We start from the raw sequence: 16,386 nt of genomic DNA on the forward strand, positions 1-16,386 counted from the left end.
AGGCAGTGTGCCATGGCGCCCAGCATGCGCCATCGTCAGACGAGACCCCGCGGCCTTCTGTCGGACACGCATATGGGGAGCCTGTTGCCGAACCGCAACGGTGTGTCGACGAAGCCGCGCTTCAGATGCGGCGCGGCGGCTCGTCCTTGATCGACTTGACCTTGTGGAGCGACCAGGAGCCCGCACCCGCCCGGCAGGCGACGCCGCGCAGGTCGTCCGGCTTCTGCTGGACGACGATGGCGGCGCGGAACGAGCGGCACACCTGGTCGTCGCGGACATAGGCGTCGCCCTCGGCCAGGAAGCTGCCCTGGTTGCCGGTGGAGGGATTGGACCAGCGCACGGCGCCCTTGCGCACGGGATCGAGCGCCTGGTCGAGCGCTCCGCCGGCGATGACGAGATCCTCGCCCGTCGCGGCCTCGGACAGGACGACGGTCTGGACGATCGACCCGGTCGTCAGTTCGGGTTCGGAGAAGGGTCCGAGAGGCAGATTGATGGAGCATCCCGCCGACAGGACCCCGGCGGCAAGCACCGCGCCGGCCGCAGCGCCGATCCGCAAACCACGACCGGACGACACCGGACGCCTTCCTTCAGCAGCGGCTTGTCCCATATAACGGCTTCGACCCTGTTCGTGGCTGTACGCAGCGCCCGTCTTCGCGGGCGCAACCGCCATGATTTAGCCGATGGAAACGTTAATGGCTGGTGACTTCACGGCGTCCGACGACCCCTTTGCCCTCTTCGACACGTGGTTCGCCGAAGCGGCGAAATCCGAAGTCAACGATCCCAACGCGATGGCGCTGGCGACGGTGGACGCAGACGGGCTGCCCGACGTCCGGATGGTGCTCCTCAAGGGCGCCGATCCGGCCGGCTTCGTCTTCTACACCAACACGGAATCGGCCAAGGGCACGGAGCTCGCCGGCAACCCCAAGGCTGCCGTCGTGTTCCACTGGAAGAGCCTGCAGCGGCAGGTCCGCGTGCGCGGCCCGGTGGAACGGGTCACCGACGCGGAGGCCGACGCCTATTTCGCCAGCCGGGCCCGCGACAGCCGGATCGGCGCCTGGGCGAGCCAGCAGTCGCGCCCGCTGGAAAGCCGCTTCGCGCTGGAGAAGGCCGTCGCCTACCACGCGGCCCGGTTCGCCGTGGGCGAGGTGCCCCGTCCGCCCCATTGGACGGGCTTCCGCATCAGGCCCGTCTACATGGAATTCTGGCAGAACGGCCTGTTCCGACTGCACGACCGTGTCGTGTTCCGCAGGCCGGCGCCGGAGGGCGACTGGAACCGCCAGCGCCTTTACCCCTGACCTTTCCGCCGCGTGCTTGACGCGCGGCGCCGGACCTGAGCAGATCGCGCCATGCCCAACAGTGCCCCTTCCAACGAGTCTCGCCGCGCCATGCTGCTGACCGGCGCAAGCCGCGGCATCGGGCACGCCACCGTGAAGCGATTCTCGGCCGCCGGCTGGCGCGTGATCACCTGCTCGCGCCATGCGTTTCCCGAGAACTGCCCCTGGGAGATGGGACCCGAGGACCACATCCAGGTGGACCTCGCCGATCCGGCCAACACCGAGGAGGCGATCGCGGAAATCCGCAGCCGCCTCGAGAACGGCCGCCTCGACGCGCTGGTGAACAATGCCGGCATCTCGCCCAAGGGCCCCGGCGGCGCGCGGCTGGGAACCATCGAGACCGCCATCGCCGACTGGCAGAAGGTGTTCCAGGTGAACTTCTTCGCCCCCGTCATGCTCGCCCGCGGCCTGCGGGCCGAGCTGGAGAAGGCGAAGGGCTCCGTCGTCAACGTGACGTCGATCGCCGGCTCGCGCGTGCATCCCTTCGCCGGCGCGGCCTACGCCACGTCGAAGGCGGCCCTGATGGGCCTCACCCGCGAGATGGCCGCCGACTTCGGCCCCCTCGGCATCCGGGTGAACGCCATCTCCCCCGGCGAGATCGACACCTCGATCCTCTCCCCGGGAACGGACAAGATCGTGGCCCAGATCCCGATGCGCCGCCTCGGAACGCCCGAGGAAGTGGCCAAGGCGATCTATTTCCTGTGCACCGACCAGTCGAGCTATGTCCACGGGGCCGAGATCCACATCAACGGCGGCCAGCACGTCTGAGCCGCAGGCCGACACGCGGCTCTACCCGCCCCGCCCGATCCTGGCGGCGAGCGTCGCCGTGTTCCGCGACGACGGGCGCGTCCTCGTGGCCGCGCGGACGAAGCCCCCGGGCCCGGACGTCTTCTCGCTGCCCGGCGGCGTCGTCGAGATCGGCGAGACCCTGGAGCAGGCCGCCCTGCGCGAGCTGGACGAGGAGGTCGGCGTGCGCGCCCGCATTCTCGGCTTCGCCGGCCATGTCGAGGTGATCGAGCGCGACGAGGCCGGCGCCGTGCGCCGCCATTTCGTCGTCAACGCGTTTTCGGGCACCTGGCTGGAGGGCGAACCGACCACCGGGCCGGAGGCCTCGGAGGTTCGCTTCGTCGCCCTCGACGAGCTCGCCGGCCTGAAGACCACGCCGGGTCTGGCCGGCATCGTCGCGCGCGCCCACGCGGTCTGGCGGGAGCGCCGGCCATGAGGCGCGCGGCCGCCCTCCTCCTGTGTCTCGTCGCGCTCGTGGCGACCGCCCCCGACGAGGCGCTGGCCCAGTTCTACTGGCCCTGGCAGCAGCGCCCCGCGCCGCCGCCTCCCCCGCCCGCGCCGGTGCAGCAGCCCCGCCGCCCCCGCCCGGTGGCCAAGCCCGCGACCCCGCCCACGGCCGACGCCGCGAAGAAGGACGCCGCCGTGGAGCAGCCGGAGGCCCCGCCGCCGCCCTACGAGCCGCAGCTCCTGCGCCTGTCCGAGATCATGGGCGCGCTCGCCTTCCTGCGCCCGCTGTGCGGCGCCCAGGACGAGAACGAATGGCGCCAGCGCATGGGCCAGCTCATGGACGCGGAAGCCGCCACGGCCCGCCGCAAGGAACGCCTCGCCGGCGCCTACAACAAGGGCTACCGCGAATACGCCCAGAGCTACCTGCGCTGCACCCCGGCCGCCGAGACCATCATCGGCCGCTACGTCGACGAAGGCAGCAAGCTCGCCCGCGAACTGGCCAGCCGCTACGGGGGTTGAATCCTGGCCAGTCCAGCTTGCCTCACTCTCTCCGCGTCATGGCCGGGCTTGGCCCGGCCACCCACGACTTGAGCATGGCTCCGGCAAAGTCGTGGGTCCCCGGGCCAGGCCCGGGGAGGACGGCTGAGAGGTCGGTTCGAACTGGACTGACAGTCCTCTGGCAAACGATTCACACGCTCTGGGCCGCCGCAGGCGGCGTGTCGAAGGACGCACCATCTCTCACCCGCGCGGAGCGAGCGTTTCCACGAACTCGACCGGCTCGCCGCGCGAGGGCGTCACCAGTTCGCCGTCCCACATGACGATGGCGCCCCGGACGATTGTGCCCACCGGCCAGCCGGTGACGTCCACCCCGTCATACGGCGTCCAGGCGCTTTTGGAGGCGATCCAGTCGTTGGTGATGGTCTCGCGCCGCTTCAGGTCGACCACCGTCAGGTCCGCGTCGTAGCCCACCGCGATGCGGCCCTTGCGGGCCGTGCCGAAGATCCGGGCCGGTCCGGCGCTCGTCAGGTCCACGAGCCGCTCCAGGGTGAGGCGGCCGGCATTGACGTGGTCGAGCATGATCGGGACGAGCGTCTGCACGCCGGTCATCCCCGACGGGCTGTCGGGGTACGTCTTGCGCTTTTCCTCGAGGGTGTGCGGCGCGTGGTCGGAGCCGAGCACGTCGACGATGCCCTGCTCGAGGCCCTTCCAGATTCCGGCGCGGTGCGCGGCGTCGCGCACCGGCGGGTTCATCTGGGCGAGCGTGCCGAGGCGCTCGTAGCAGTCCGGCGCGACCAGCGTCAGGTGGTGCGGCGTCGCCTCGCAGGTGGCCACGTCCTTGGCGCCGGCGAGGAAGTCCATCTCCTGCGCGGTCGAGATGTGCAGCACGTGGATGCGCGCGCCGGTGCGGCGGGCGATCGCCACGAGGCGCTCGGTGCAGCGCATGGCCGCTTCCGGCGAACGCCAGACGGGATGGGAGCGCGGGTCGCCTTGCACGCGCAGGTCCTTGCGGGCCCGCAGCATCTCCTCGTCCTCCGAATGGAAGGCTGCCCGGCGACGAGTGCGACTCAGGACGGCCTCGATGCCGGGATCGTCCTCGATCAGCAGGCTGCCGGTCGACGAGCCCATGAACACCTTGATGCCGGCCGCGCCCGGCAGGCGCTCCAGGTCGCGCACCTCCGCGGCGTTGGCGTGGGTGCCGCCGACCCAGAAGGCGAAGTCGCAATGCATCCGGTGCCGGCCACGCCGCACCTTGTCGGCGAGCGCCTCCGGCGTGGTCGTCTCGGGCTTGGTGTTGGGCATCTCGAACACAGCGGTGACGCCGCCCATGACGGCGGCGAGCGACCCGGTCTCGAGGTCTTCCTTGTGGTCGAGCCCGGGCTCGCGGAAATGCACCTGGCTGTCGATGACGCCTGGCATGATGTGCAGGCCCGAACAGTCGACACGGCGGCCGGCTGAGGCCTGCGACAGGTCGCCGAGCGCGGCGATGCGCCCGTCGCGAATGCCGATGTCGGTCTCGTGCCGGCCGTCCTGGTTCACGACGGTGGCGCGGGCGAGGACGAGGTCGTAGGTCGCGGCCATGCGGAACTCCGGATCTTGATGCGTCTTCGGCAGGGCATAGGTAACGTGCAGCATCGGCGCAAGCGCGCCGTCACCGCCGTCCCCCGTTCCCAAAAGGAAATCCGCATGCCAGCCGTCTTCCTCGCCGACCGCGGGATCGTTCGCGTCGCGGGGGCCGATGCCCGAACCTTCCTCGATGGCCTCGTGACGAGCGCCATGGACAAGGTCACGCCCCGGCAGTCCCGCTGGACCGCCCTGCTCTCCCCGCAGGGCAAGATCCTGTTCGACTTCATCGTGTTCGAGGCACCCGACGGCGGCTTCCTCCTCGACGTGGGTCGCGCCGTGGCGCCGGACCTCGCCAAGCGCCTCGGCTTCTACAAGCTGCGCGCCAAGGTCGAGGTCGCCGACGTGTCGGAGGGCTTCGGGGTGCTCGCGAGCTGGGACGAGCCGCCGGCGGGCGACGAGGCCGCCGTCGAGACGGTGGACCCGCGCTGGCCGGCGATGGGCCTGCGGGCGATTCTCCCCCGCGACCGCGCCGCGGCCCGCGCGACGGCCGACGGCGACGCGTACCACGCCCGCCGCGTGCTCATGGGCATTCCCGAGGGCGGCCGTGACTTCGTCTACGGCGACGCCTTCCCCCACGAGGCGGACATGGACCAGCTTGCCGGCGTCGACTTCGACAAGGGCTGCTTCGTGGGCCAGGAGGTCGTGTCGCGCATGCAGCACCGGGGCACGGCGCGCACACGGCTTGTGCCCGTCACCTTCGCCGACGGCGTGTCGCCGCCGGAGGGCACCGAGGCCATGGCCGGCGGAAAAGCCGCCGGCAGGGTTTATTCGGCGGCCCCGGGCGGACGGGCACTGGCCATGCTGCGGCTCGACCGCGTCGAGGACGCACTCGCCGCCGGGGAGGCACTGGAGGCCGGCGGCCTCGCCTTCAGCCTGTCGCGCCCCGATTTCGCGACCTTCCCGATCCCGGGGGTTCCGGCTAAACCGGACGCATGACCGCTTCGCCCCTGATCATCCATGCCGACGGCAAGGCCCGTTGCCCCTGGCCCGGCACAGACCCGTTCTATGTCGCCTATCACGACACGGACTGGGGCGTGCCCGAGCGCGACGACCGCGCGCTCTTCGAGAAGCTGATCCTGGACGGTTTCCAGGCCGGCCTGTCCTGGATCACCATCCTGCGCAAGCGCGAGAACTTCCGGCGCGCCTTCGAGGGCTTCGAGCCCGAGCGGATCGCGGCCTGGGGCCCCGAGCGCGTCGAAGAGCTCATGGGAGACGCCGGCATCGTCCGCAACCGGTCGAAGATCGAATCGGCGGTCAAGTCGGCGCGTGCCTATCTCGCCATCCAGGAGCGCCAGGGCTTCTCGACCTTCCTGTGGGACTTCCTCGACGGCCGGCCGGTCCAGAACAGCTTCCGCACGCCCAAAGAGGTGCCGGCCGAAACCGAGATCTCGCGCAAGATGTCCAAGGCGCTGCGGGCCGAAGGCTTCAACTTCGTCGGGCCCACCATCGTCTATGCCTTCATGCAGGCGGTCGGCATGGTCAACGACCACCTCGTCGGCTGCTTCCGTCACGAGGAGGTGCGCGCCCTCTCGGAGAAGACGCGGTGAGCGGCCGGCGCAGCGCCCGGGACGCGGCGCCGCGCGCCTGGCAGCGCATGCTGTCGGGACGCAGGCTCGACCTGCTCGACCCCTCCCCCCTCGACGTGGAGATCGAGGACATCGCCCACGGGCTGGCGCGCGTGGCGCGCTGGAACGGCCAGACGCGCGGCGCGCACATCTATTCGGTCGCCCAGCACTCGCTGCTGGTGGCGGCCATCGCGCGCCTCGCGGATCCGGCGCTGGCGCCGGAGGCGGAGCTCTTCGTGCTGCTGCACGACGCGCCCGAATACGTGATCGGCGACATCATCTCGCCGTTCAAGGCGGTGCTGGGAGACGGCTACAAGGGTGTGGAGAAGCGCCTGCTCTCGGCCATCCACCTGCGCTTCGGCCTCGCCCCCGAGGCACCCAGGGCGATCGCGGTGCTCGCCAAGTCGGCCGACAAGGCCGCCGCCTTCCTCGAGGCGACGCGGCTCGCGGGCTTTGCCACCGACGAGGCCCTGCGCTTCTTCGGCCGCCCCTGCGCGGTGCCCCACGACATCGACCACATCGTGGAACCGTGGAGCGCGGACGAGGCCAAGACACGGTTCCTGGAGCGGTTCGAGGCCATCGAGGCGGCCCGGTCGGAGCCCGCCGTGGCCCGGCCGAGCTGAGGGAGGACGCCATGCCCGCGATCCACGTCACGCCGCTCTCCCGCCTGCACGAAACCGTGGAGGCGAGCGGCGCCAGCCACGTGGTGACGCTGATCAACGTGTCGACGCCGGTGGAGCGCCCCGCCTCGATCCCGCAGGAGCGCCATCTCTTCATCGGCGTGAGCGACATCGTCCAGGACATGGACGGCCACGTGCTGCCGGGCCAGGACCATGTCGAGCGTCTCCTGGGCTTCGTCCGACAATGGGACCGGGAGAAGCCCATGGTCATCCACTGCTGGGCCGGGATCAGCCGCTCCACCGCGGCGGCGTTCATCAGCCTGTGCGCCCTGCGGCCCGACCGCGACGAGGCGGAACTCGCCCGCGAACTGCGCCTGCGCGCCCCCTCGGCGACGCCCAACGCCCGGCTCGTGTCCGTCGCCGACGCCCTGCTGCGGCGCGAAGGCCGCATGACGGAGGCGGTGGCGGCGATCGGACGCGGCGCCGACGCCTTCGAGGGAACGCCCTTCCACCTGAAGGTGGAGTGACATGGCCGCGGCGCGCCCCGAGACCCCGATCGAGATCGGCGTCGCCGCCGCGGTCGTCGCCGTCGAGGGCAACGGGCCGCGCATCCTGGTCTCGCGCGGCGACGACGACGTGCCGGGCCTGCCGTCGGGCCGCTTCGATCCGGTGGGTCACCGCACCATCGAGATCGGTCTGCGCGCCTTCGTGACCGAACAGACCCAGCTTTCGCTGGGCTATGTCGAGCAGCTCTACACCTTCGGCGACCGGGGGCGTAGCGCCACCGCGAGCGACGAGGCGCCCCACGTCGTCTCCATCGGCTATCTCGCGCTCACGCGGCTGGCGGGCAGCACGGCCAGGCTGCCGCCCGGCGTGCGGCTGCGCGGCTGGTACGAGTTCTTCCCCTGGGAGGACTGGCGCGGCGGCCGCCCCGCCATTCTCGACCGCGCCATTCTGCCCAACCTCGCCCGCTGGGTGGCCGACACCGAGGGCGAGCGCGCCGAGGGCGACCGGCGCGTCCTTTCCCGCGCCGAGCGCCTGCGGCTGTGCTTCGGCGTCTCCGCCGATGCCGGCGAGCCGGAGGTGTGGGACGAGGAGAAGGTGCTGGAGCGCTACGAACTTCTGTACGAGGCAGGGCTCGTCGCGGAGGCCGCCCGGGACGGCCGCCCGGCGGCCGACGCCTGGTCGCCGGCCCCGACGCTGGGCGAACCGATGATGTTCGACCACCGCCGCATCCTCGCCACCGCCATGGGGCGGCTGAGGGCGAAGCTCAAATATCGGCCGGTGGTGTTCGAGCTCCTGCCGCCGGTGTTCACCCTCACCGCCCTTCAGAAGACGGTCGAGGCGATCTCCGGACGGCACCTGCACACCCAGAACTTCCGCAGGCTCGTGGAGGGCACGGCGCTGGTCGAGCCCACGGGCGAGTTCGCGACGACGGGGGGCCGCCCCGCTGCCCTCTTCCGCTTCCGCCGCGAAGTCGTGCAGGAGCGCCCCTCCCCGGGCCTGCGCCTGGGCGGCCGCGCCTGACGACGGATCTCCGGCCGCCCTTGCCATGCGACGCGCTGGGACCGGCGCCGGGATAACGGCGGCAGCCCCATCCAGAGGTTGGCAATTGTTGACCTCGCCGCATTAGACTGCGCGCGGGGATACAACCTGCACGGATTGTGCGGGCGGGGGCTCGGCGTCGCATGGAATGGGTCATTCTGGTTCTGATCGCGCTGGCGATCCCGATCCTGGGTTTCGTCGGGTTCTTCATCGCGGTCGGAGCGCGCAACCAGGGGCGCGAGACGTTGGCCCGCCTCGAGCGGCTCGAGGCCGCGCTGAAGGCAGCAGGCCTCAAGATCCCGGACGCGCCCCTCGCACCCGACTTCGCGCCGGCGGGCGAACCGACACCGCAGGCCGCACCGGCGGCGAGCGAGACGGCCTTCAAGACCATCCCGACACCGGACGCGGTGGCGCCGGAGCCGATCGAGGTCTTCGTACCCGCCTCGCAGCCCAACGACGTCGCGTCCGAACCGGAATCGGCCGTCGCGCCTCCGCCACCCCTGCCGCCGCCCGCCGGACCGCGGCCCAGCCTCGAGGAGCGCATCGGCACGCGCTGGGTGGTCTGGGTCGGCGGGCTGGCGCTCGGCCTCGGCGGCCTGTTCCTGGTGCGCTTCGCCATCGACGAGGGCTTCTTCGGCCCCGGCGCCCGCATCGCGGCCGGCACCCTTTTCGCCCTGGGCCTGCTGGCGGCCGGCGAATGGATGCGCCGGCGCGAGAGCGGCGCGCCCGTTCTCCGACTCGGGCTGCTGCCGCCCGCCCCCATTCCCGCGGTGCTGACGGCCGCCGGCACGCTGACGGCCTTCGGCACGGCCTATGCCGCCCACGCGCTCTACGGCATGATCGGGCCCGCGCTGGCGTTCATCCTGCTCGGCGCCATCGCCCTCGCAACGCTTGCCGCCGCCGCCCTGCACGGCCCGGCGCTCGCCGCCGTGGGCATCGTGGCCTCCTACGGCGCGCCGTTCCTGGTCTCGTCCAGCGAACCCAACGCCTGGCCGGTCATCCTCTATGTCGGGATGGTCGCCGCGGCGGGCTACGGGCTGTCGCGGGTCCGGCTGTGGATCTGGCTCGCGGCCGCCACTCTGGCCGGGGCCGGCGTGTGGACCTTCGTGCTGGCCGGGCTCTTCGCCGGGCGCACGGCCGAACTGACGCTCCAGTTCGCCGTGCAGACCGCCTTGGCCGCGGGCTTCCTCGTGCTCGCGCCGCATCGCGGCGACGAGGACGACAGACCCGATCCGCTGGCGCCCGCCGCGCTCGGGGTCTTCGCGGCGCTCGCCTGCATTGCCCTGCAAGCGTGGGGCTTCGGCCTCGGCCGGCCGCTCCTCGCCGGGGTCGTCGTGGCCCTGGTCTGGGGCACGGCCCTGCGCGTTCCCGCCGCCGCGGCCGGTGGCCTGATGAGCGGCCTCGTGGCCCTGGCCGCGCTGTGGGCCTGGCCGGTCGTCGGCGAAAGCGCGGCCGAGCCGGTCACGGTGCTGCCGGGGGCTCCCTCGTCGCCGCCGATGCCGGACGCGCTCTGGCTGTTCCTCATGTTCACGGCGGCCACCGCCGGAGCGCTCGCGCTGGGCGCCCTCGCCCGGCTGGCGCGCAGCGCGGGCCTGCGTTTCGTCGGAGCCGGCCTCTATGCGGCCGCCGGCACGGCAGGTCCCCTCGCCCTGCTGGTGATGGCGTGGTGGCGCGTGGCCGACTTCGACCGCTCGATCCCCTTCGCCCTCGTGGCCGGTGCCATGGCCCTGGCCTATGCCGGCGCCGCCGCGGTCTTCCAGCGCCAGGAAGCGCAGGACCCGACACCGGCCAGCGTCTGCGGGGTGGAGGCCACGGCCGCCGCCGCCCTCGGCGCGCTCGCCGCCGGCCTGACCATGGTGCTGGACAAGGGCGCGCTCACCGTCGCCCTGGCGCTGACCGCCGCCGGCGCGGCCTGGGTGACCACCCGCCGTCCGGTCGGCACGTTGCGCTACGCCGTCGGCGTCATGGGCGTGATCCTGCTGGCGAGGCTCGCCTGGAACCCCACCGTCGTCGCCGGCGACCCCGGGTCGATGCCGGTGCTGAACTGGCTGCTCTGGGGCTACGGCGTGCCCGCGGTCGCCTTCGCGGCCGCATCGGTCCTGCTGCGCCGGCAACGTGACGACCAGGTCGTGGCGCTTGCCGAGGCGCTGGCGCTGATCTTCGCCTGGCTGCTGGTCAGCTTCGAGATCCGGCACGCGGTCAACGGCGCCCTCGACGTGCGGGCGCCGGGCCACGTGGAGGCCGGCCTGCAGGTCTTCGCGACGCTGGGATTCGCGCTGGGCCTGCTGCGGCTCGAGGTGCTGCGACGCAGCCTCGTCCTGCGGCTCGCCACCTATCTCTTCGGCGTGATGGGCCTCGCCGGCGCGGTGGCGGGCCTCATGATCCTCGACAACCCCCTGCTCGATTCCAGCGAGCGGGTGTTCGGCGGGCTCCTCCTGAACACCCTCCTGCCGGGCTACCTGCTGCCGGCCATCGCGGCGGTCCTGCTCGGCCGGACCGCACGCGGCAAGCGCGCCCGCTGGTTCGTGCTGGGCGCCCTCGCGCTGGGCTTCGTGCTGCACTTCCTGTGGATGGTCATGGCCGTCCGGCACGCCTTCCACGGGCTGTCGATCCCGCTCTGGCGCAGCACCTCGGACGCGGAGGGCTACACCTACTCGGCGGTGTTCCTGCTGACGGGCCTGGCGCTGCTGGCCATCGGCATCGTGCTGCGCTCGGCGCCGGCGCGGCTCGCCTCGGCCCTCTACGTGCTGCTCACGGTCGGAAAGGTGTTCTTGCTCGACATGAGCGGACTGGAGGGCGCCTGGCGGGCGCTCTCCTTCATCGGGCTCGGCCTCGCCCTCGTCGGCATCGGGCTCGTCTACCAGAAGTTCGTCTTCGTGCGGCCGCCGGCGCCGCCCGAGGATCAGAGCCCCAGCACGGCCTCCGCCGACACGTAGGCCAGGCCGTGGGCCTCGGCCACCGGCTGGCAGGTGACCTTGCCGTCATGCACATTCAGGCCCGCCCGCAGGTGGCGGTCGTCGGCGAGCGCCCGGCGCCAGCCCTTGTCGGCGAGCGCGAGGGTGAAGGGCAGCGTCACGTTGTTGAGGGCAAAGGTCGAGGTGCGCGCCACCGCGCCGGGCATGTTCGCCACGCAGTAGTGCACCACGTTGTCGACGACGTAGGTCGGGTCGGCGTGGGTCGTCGCGTGGGAGGTCTCGCAGCAGCCGCCCTGGTCGATGGCCACGTCGACGATGACCGCACCGGGCTTCATCGTCTTCAGCATGTCGCGGGTGACGAGCTTCGGCGCCGCCGCGCCCGGGATCAGCACGCAGCCGATCAGGAGGTCGGCGCGCTTGACGATCTCGCGCACCGCGTCGCGCGTCGAGAAGATGGTGCGGACACCCGTCCCGAACTGGCTGGCGAGGCGGCGCAGCACCTCGGCCGAGCGGTCCACGACCGTGACGTTGGCGCCCATGCCGAGCGCGATGGTGGCCGCGTGGGTGCCCGAGACGCCGCCGCCCAGGATGATCACTTCGGCCGCCGGCACGCCGGGTACCCCGCCGAGCAGGATGCCGCGTCCCCCCGCCGCCTTCTCCAGGCAATGGGCCCCGACCTGCGGGGCCAGGCGTCCCGCCACCTCCGACATGGGCGTGAGCAGCGGCAGCCCGCCCGTCGGCGCGGTGACGGTCTCGTAGGCGATGCAGGTGGCCCCCGAGGCCACGAGATCGTGGGTCTGTTCGGCATCCGGCGCGAGGTGGAGATAGGTGAACAGCACCTGGCCGGGCTTGAGCCTCTTGCGCTCGGCGGGAAGCGGCTCCTTGACCTTCACGATCATGTCGGCCTTGGCGAAGACCGCATCGGCATCGTCGAGGAGCGTGGCGCCGGCGGCCACGTAGTCGGCGTCCGGAATGCCCGAGCCGATGCCGGCGCCCGTCTCGACGACGACCTCATGCCCGTGGTGGACGAGTTCGGCGACGGAGGACGGCACGAGGCCGACCCGGTATTCGTGGTTCTTGATCTCCCTGGGAACACCGACGCGCATGTTGTCCTCCGCTGAGTGAGCCCCCCATCAGTGTAGGGGCCGCCGCCGCCGCAGATCCCGCGAAAACGGCTTTCCTTCAACCGCAGGCTTCGCATAACGTTGCGTGGACAGGGCCTCTGGGCGAAGACCATGCGAACGATCGACCTTGACGCGCGGGATCGTGCGATCCTCAACCTCCTGCAGCAGGACGGGCGCATCACCAACGCCGAGCTGGCCGAACGCGTGCACCTGTCCCCTTCGGCCTGCCTGCGCCGGGTCAAGATCCTGGAGGAGAGCGGCCTCGTGAAGGGCACGGTGATGCTGCTGGACGAGGCCGCCGCCGGCCTGCCGGGCACCGCCTTCGTGTTCGTGACCCTCGACCAGCAGGGCCGCCAGAGCCTCGACGCCTTCGAGGCGGCCGTCGCCAAGCATCCCGAGATCCTGGAGTGCTACCTGCTCGCCGGCACGGCCGACTATCTCGTGCGCGTGGTCTTCGCCGACACCGCCGATTTCGAGCGCATCCACCGCAACGCGCTCACCACGCTGCCGGGCGTGGTGCGGGTGCAGTCCACGCTGACGCTGCGCACGGTGAAGCGGACGACCGTGCTGCCGGTGTAGCGCTCCCGTCTGCCGTTTCGCCGCAATGCGGCGCTGCAGCGCTTGCGTGCCGCGGCGTGGCGCTGCTAGACCGGCCGCGTCCCGCGGAGGTCCTCCCTTGCCCGAAGCTCCTGCCTTGTCCGAAGCTCCTGCCCACGCCGACGTCGCCGCCCTTCCCTTCGAGAAGGCCATGGCCGAACTCGAGACCATCGTCGCGCGCCTCGAGCGCGGTGACGTGCCGCTCGAGGAATCTCTCACGATCTACGCGCGCGGCGAGGCGCTGAAGGCCCATTGCGAGCAGCTGCTGCGCGCGGCGGAGGCGAAGATCGAGAAGATCACGCTGTCTGCCGACGGCCGGCCGAAGGGCGCCGAGCCGCTGGACGTGGATCGTTGAGCGGCAAGGTGCGTTGGGCTCGGCGTTGCGCTTGCACGGCCCGGCCTCGGGTGTATGGTTGAGTTGACACTTCGAGTGTCAGTCTGACAGGACAGGGCGCCTTCATCGTGACCAGACCGTCGACCCCTCTTCTCGACACCATCGAGACTCCCGAAGACCTGCGCCTCCTTCCCGCCTCCTCGCTCCGGCAGGTCGCCGACGAACTGCGGGCGGAGACCATCGACGCGGTGTCCGTCACCGGCGGGCACCTGGGAGCCGGCCTCGGCGTCGTCGAACTGACGGTGGCGCTCCACTACGTGTTCGACACGCCGCGCGACCGGGTGATCTGGGACGTCGGCCACCAGGCCTACCCGCACAAGATCCTGACCGGGCGGCGCGACCGCATCCGCACGCTGCGCCAGGGCGGCGGCCTCTCCGGCTTCACCAAGCGCAGCGAGAGCCCCTACGATCCCTTCGGCGCCGCGCATTCCTCGACCTCGATCTCGGCCGGCCTCGGCATGGCCGTGGCGCGCGACCTCGACGGGCGCTCCAACAACGTCATCGCCGTGATCGGCGACGGCTCGATGTCGGCGGGTATGGCCTACGAAGCCATGAACAACGCCGGCGCGCTCGATTCGAAGCTGATCGTCATCCTCAACGACAACGACATGTCGATCGCCCCGCCCGTGGGCGCCATGTCGACCTACCTGTCGCGGCTCCTGTCGGGGCGCACCTATCTCACTCTGCGCGAGATCGGCAAGCAGTTCACGGGGCACTACCTGCCCAAGCGCATCGACCGCACGATCACCCGCGCCATGGAGCATGCCCGCGGCTTCGTCACCGGCGGCACGCTGTTCGAGGAACTGGGCTTCTACTATGTCGGGCCGATCGACGGCCACGACATGGACCACCTCGTCCCCATCCTGAAGAACGCGCGCGACGAGGCGACGGGTCCGATCCTGATCCACGTGCGCACCCAGAAGGGCAAGGGTTATGGCCCGGCCGAGGCCTCGGCGGACAAGTATCACGGCGTCTCGACCTTCGACGTGGTGACCGGGACGCAGGCCAAGCCCAAGGCCAACGCGCCCGCCTACACCCGCGTCTTCGCCGACGCCCTGATCGACGAGGCCAAGCGCGACGACCGGATCGTCGCGGTCACCGCGGCCATGCCGTCGGGCACCGGTCTCGACCTCTTCGGCAAGCTCTTTCCCGAGCGCACCTTCGACGTGGGCATCGCCGAGCAGCACGCCGTGACCTTCGCCGCGGGCCTCGCGACGGAGGGCTACAAGCCGTTCTGCGCCATCTACTCGACCTTCCTGCAGCGCGCCTATGACCAGGTGGTTCACGACGTGGCCCTGCAGAGCCTGCCGGTGCGCTTCGCCATCGACCGGGCGGGCCTGGTCGGCGCCGACGGCCCGACCCATGCCGGCTCCTTCGACGTGGCCTATCTCGGCATCGTGCCGAAGATGGTGGTGATGGCGGCCGCCGACGAAGCCGAACTCGTGCACATGGTCGCCACCGCCTCGGCCTATGACGAGGGTCCGATCGCCTTCCGCTACCCGCGTGGCGAGGGCGTGGGCGTCGAGATGCCGGCCCGCGGGTCCATCCTGGAGATCGGCAAGGGCCGCATCGTGCGCGAGGGCACCCGCATCGCCCTGCTGTCGCTGGGCACGCGCCTGGCCGAATGCCTGGTCGCCGCCGAGGACCTGGCGGCCCGCGGCCTCTCCACCACGGTGGCCGACGCGCGCTTCGCCAAGCCGCTGGACACGCAGATGATCGCCCGGCTCGCCCGCGAGCACGAGGTGCTGGTGACGGTGGAGGAAGGCAGCGTCGGCGGCTTCGGCTCGCTGGTGATGCAGTTCCTCAGCGACGAAGGACACCTGGACAACGGGCTGCGCGTGCGCAGCCTGATCCTGCCCGACGACTGGATCGACCACGACAAGCCCGAGCGCATGTACGCGAAGGCCGGCCTCGACGCGAAGGGCATCGTCGCCAAGGTCCTCCAGGCGCTGGGCCGCCAGGCCCAGGCGACCAAGATCGCCTGAGAAGTTTTTCAGGCTCGCCCTCTCCACCGTCCTGCCCGGGCTTGGCCCGGGCATCCACGACTATGCCGGGGCCACGCGAAAGTCGTGGGTGGCCGGGCCAAGCCCGGCCATGACGCGGAGAGGGAGGTGCGAGCTGAACTTCCGAAAGATTCGCAAGCGCTGAGCAGCCGCCGAAGGCAGTGAAGGTCGCACCGCTGTTCAGCGTCTCCGACTACTTGATCACCGCGCACGCCACGCGCGCCCCGGCATTGCCGATGGGCTGGGTGGAATGATCGTCCTCGGCGGCGTGCACGATGAGCGCCGAGCCGTCGGCGTCCTTGAGGCCGTTGGCGCCCGAGACCTTGGCGAAGGGCGTGAACAGCTCCGCGTTCACCGAACCGTCGGCGGCGGCGTAGATGTTGGGCAGGTCGCCGTTGTCCGGGCCCTCGGCATTGAGCAGCCCGTGCTTGCGGTTGTCGTGGTTCACGTGGGCCTTCGAGTTCATGAACTTGTCGGTGTCGCTGCAGTCGCCGACGGCGTGCAGGTGAACGCCGTGCCATCCCGGCGTCAGCGATCCGGCTTTCAGCGACAGGCGCAGCACGGTGCCGGCCGCGCTGCCGCGCAGTTGCAGGGTGCCGATGCTGGCGCCCTTGGTGTCGATCACCGGCGCGTCGGCGGTCTCGGCGGTCTGCGCGGAGACGGGCATGGGGGCGAGCGCGGCCAGCAGCAGCAGGCAGGGCAAACGGCGAAACATCGGGAGCTCCGGGGGTTACGATGGCGGTCGTCATCGACGCTCGCGATGGTAAGGAGCCGCCGGGAGCGTGCAAGCGGACACTTGGCCGCTCCGTGATGTGCGACGAGGTCCTGCGTCCTTCGCCACGCCCGCTCCGCGGGCTGCTCAGGATGAGGACCGTTGTTGTTGAAAAACAACAAACTTCCTCATCCTGAGCAGCGGCCGCAGGCTGCGTGTC

17 protein-coding genes are annotated in these 16,386 nt (G+C 71.2%); 13 read left to right on the plus strand and 4 right to left on the minus strand.

The features are described from left to right. Positions 1–121: 121 nt before the first annotated feature. Complete coding sequence (locus Q0Q47_RS25160) at positions 122–574, minus strand: RT0821/Lpp0805 family surface protein (protein WP_293866654.1); 453 nt, start codon at positions 572–574, stop codon at positions 122–124. A gap of 106 nt (positions 575–680) precedes the next feature. Between Q0Q47_RS25160 and pdxH the strand changes: the two genes are divergently transcribed. Genes pdxH through Q0Q47_RS25180 form a run of 4 tightly spaced genes read left to right on the plus strand, consistent with a single transcriptional unit; the run spans position 681 to position 3,086 of the window. Continuing rightward, positions 681–1,295, plus strand: coding sequence for a pyridoxamine 5'-phosphate oxidase (pdxH, locus tag Q0Q47_RS25165; protein ID WP_293866657.1), 615 nt, complete (start codon positions 681–683; stop codon positions 1,293–1,295). Positions 1,296–1,346: 51 nt separating this feature from the next. Then, a complete protein-coding gene (locus Q0Q47_RS25170) occupies positions 1,347–2,102 on the plus strand; it encodes an SDR family NAD(P)-dependent oxidoreductase (protein WP_293866660.1) in 756 nt (251 codons plus the stop codon). Further along, positions 2,056–2,556, plus strand: coding sequence for an NUDIX hydrolase (locus tag Q0Q47_RS25175; protein WP_293866663.1), 501 nt, complete (start codon positions 2,056–2,058; stop codon positions 2,554–2,556). The genes Q0Q47_RS25170 and Q0Q47_RS25175 overlap by 47 nt, the downstream gene beginning before the upstream one ends. After that, positions 2,553–3,086: a TIGR02301 family protein gene (locus tag Q0Q47_RS25180; protein WP_293866666.1), complete on the plus strand. Its 534-nt coding sequence runs from the start codon at positions 2,553–2,555 to the stop codon at positions 3,084–3,086. Before Q0Q47_RS25175 ends, Q0Q47_RS25180 begins: the two co-directional genes overlap by 4 nt. 219 nt (positions 3,087–3,305) lie before the next feature. On the opposite strand, the gene Q0Q47_RS25185 is transcribed toward Q0Q47_RS25180, so the two are convergent. After that, a complete protein-coding gene (locus Q0Q47_RS25185) occupies positions 3,306–4,646 on the minus strand; it encodes a dihydroorotase (protein ID WP_293866669.1) in 1,341 nt (446 codons plus the stop codon). A 105-nt stretch (positions 4,647–4,751) separates the two neighbouring features. On the opposite strand from Q0Q47_RS25185, the gene Q0Q47_RS25190 reads away from it, so the two are divergent. The 6 genes from Q0Q47_RS25190 (at position 4,752) to Q0Q47_RS25215 (ending at position 11,357) form a co-directional block, all read left to right on the plus strand. Beyond that, positions 4,752–5,627: a folate-binding protein gene (locus tag Q0Q47_RS25190; protein ID WP_293866672.1), complete on the plus strand. Its 876-nt coding sequence runs from the start codon at positions 4,752–4,754 to the stop codon at positions 5,625–5,627. Then, complete coding sequence (locus Q0Q47_RS25195) at positions 5,624–6,238, plus strand: DNA-3-methyladenine glycosylase I (RefSeq protein ID WP_293866676.1); 615 nt, start codon at positions 5,624–5,626, stop codon at positions 6,236–6,238. The genes Q0Q47_RS25190 and Q0Q47_RS25195 overlap by 4 nt, the downstream gene beginning before the upstream one ends. Positions 6,239–6,285: 47 nt before the next feature. Further along, positions 6,286–6,879 (plus strand): HD family hydrolase, encoded by a 594-nt coding sequence (locus tag Q0Q47_RS25200; RefSeq protein WP_293866735.1) that lies wholly within the window; start codon positions 6,286–6,288, stop codon positions 6,877–6,879. 11 nt (positions 6,880–6,890) lie between these two features. Next, positions 6,891–7,403 carry a tyrosine phosphatase family protein gene (locus Q0Q47_RS25205; protein WP_293866680.1) on the plus strand — a complete coding sequence of 171 codons (513 nt, stop codon included), beginning with the start codon at positions 6,891–6,893 and terminating at the stop codon, positions 7,401–7,403. Position 7,404: 1 nt separating this feature from the next. Next, a complete protein-coding gene (locus Q0Q47_RS25210; protein WP_293866683.1) occupies positions 7,405–8,403 on the plus strand; it encodes an NAD regulator in 999 nt (332 codons plus the stop codon). 161 nt (positions 8,404–8,564) lie between these two features. Continuing rightward, a complete protein-coding gene (locus tag Q0Q47_RS25215) occupies positions 8,565–11,357 on the plus strand; it encodes a DUF2339 domain-containing protein (RefSeq protein ID WP_293866686.1) in 2,793 nt (930 codons plus the stop codon). Here the strand turns inward: Q0Q47_RS25215 and ald are convergent. Next, positions 11,324–12,442, minus strand: a complete 1,119-nt coding sequence (gene ald / locus Q0Q47_RS25220; RefSeq protein ID WP_293866689.1) for an alanine dehydrogenase — start codon at positions 12,440–12,442, stop codon at positions 11,324–11,326. The genes Q0Q47_RS25215 and ald overlap by 34 nt on opposite strands. Before the next feature lie 129 nt (positions 12,443–12,571). On the opposite strand from ald, the gene Q0Q47_RS25225 reads away from it, so the two are divergent. From Q0Q47_RS25225 to dxs, 3 genes are all read left to right on the plus strand, one after another. After that, positions 12,572–13,039 (plus strand): Lrp/AsnC family transcriptional regulator, encoded by a 468-nt coding sequence (locus Q0Q47_RS25225; RefSeq protein WP_293866692.1) that lies wholly within the window; start codon positions 12,572–12,574, stop codon positions 13,037–13,039. 115 nt (positions 13,040–13,154) lie between these two features. Beyond that, on the plus strand, positions 13,155–13,412 hold the full coding sequence (locus Q0Q47_RS25230; protein ID WP_293866695.1) for an exodeoxyribonuclease VII small subunit: 258 nt from the start codon (positions 13,155–13,157) through the stop codon (positions 13,410–13,412). A 104-nt stretch (positions 13,413–13,516) separates the two neighbouring features. Continuing rightward, positions 13,517–15,436 carry a 1-deoxy-D-xylulose-5-phosphate synthase gene (gene dxs / locus Q0Q47_RS25235; RefSeq protein WP_293866738.1) on the plus strand — a complete coding sequence of 640 codons (1,920 nt, stop codon included), beginning with the start codon at positions 13,517–13,519 and terminating at the stop codon, positions 15,434–15,436. A gap of 211 nt (positions 15,437–15,647) precedes the next feature. Here dxs and Q0Q47_RS25240 read toward each other — a convergent pair whose 3' ends face one another. Further along, positions 15,648–16,169, minus strand: coding sequence for a superoxide dismutase family protein (locus tag Q0Q47_RS25240; RefSeq protein WP_293866698.1), 522 nt, complete (start codon positions 16,167–16,169; stop codon positions 15,648–15,650). Positions 16,170–16,386 lie beyond the last annotated feature (217 nt).

The sequence above is a fragment of the uncultured Alsobacter sp. genome (genome assembly GCF_945952055.1).
Taxonomy (GTDB): domain Bacteria; phylum Pseudomonadota; class Alphaproteobacteria; order Rhizobiales; family Beijerinckiaceae; genus Alsobacter.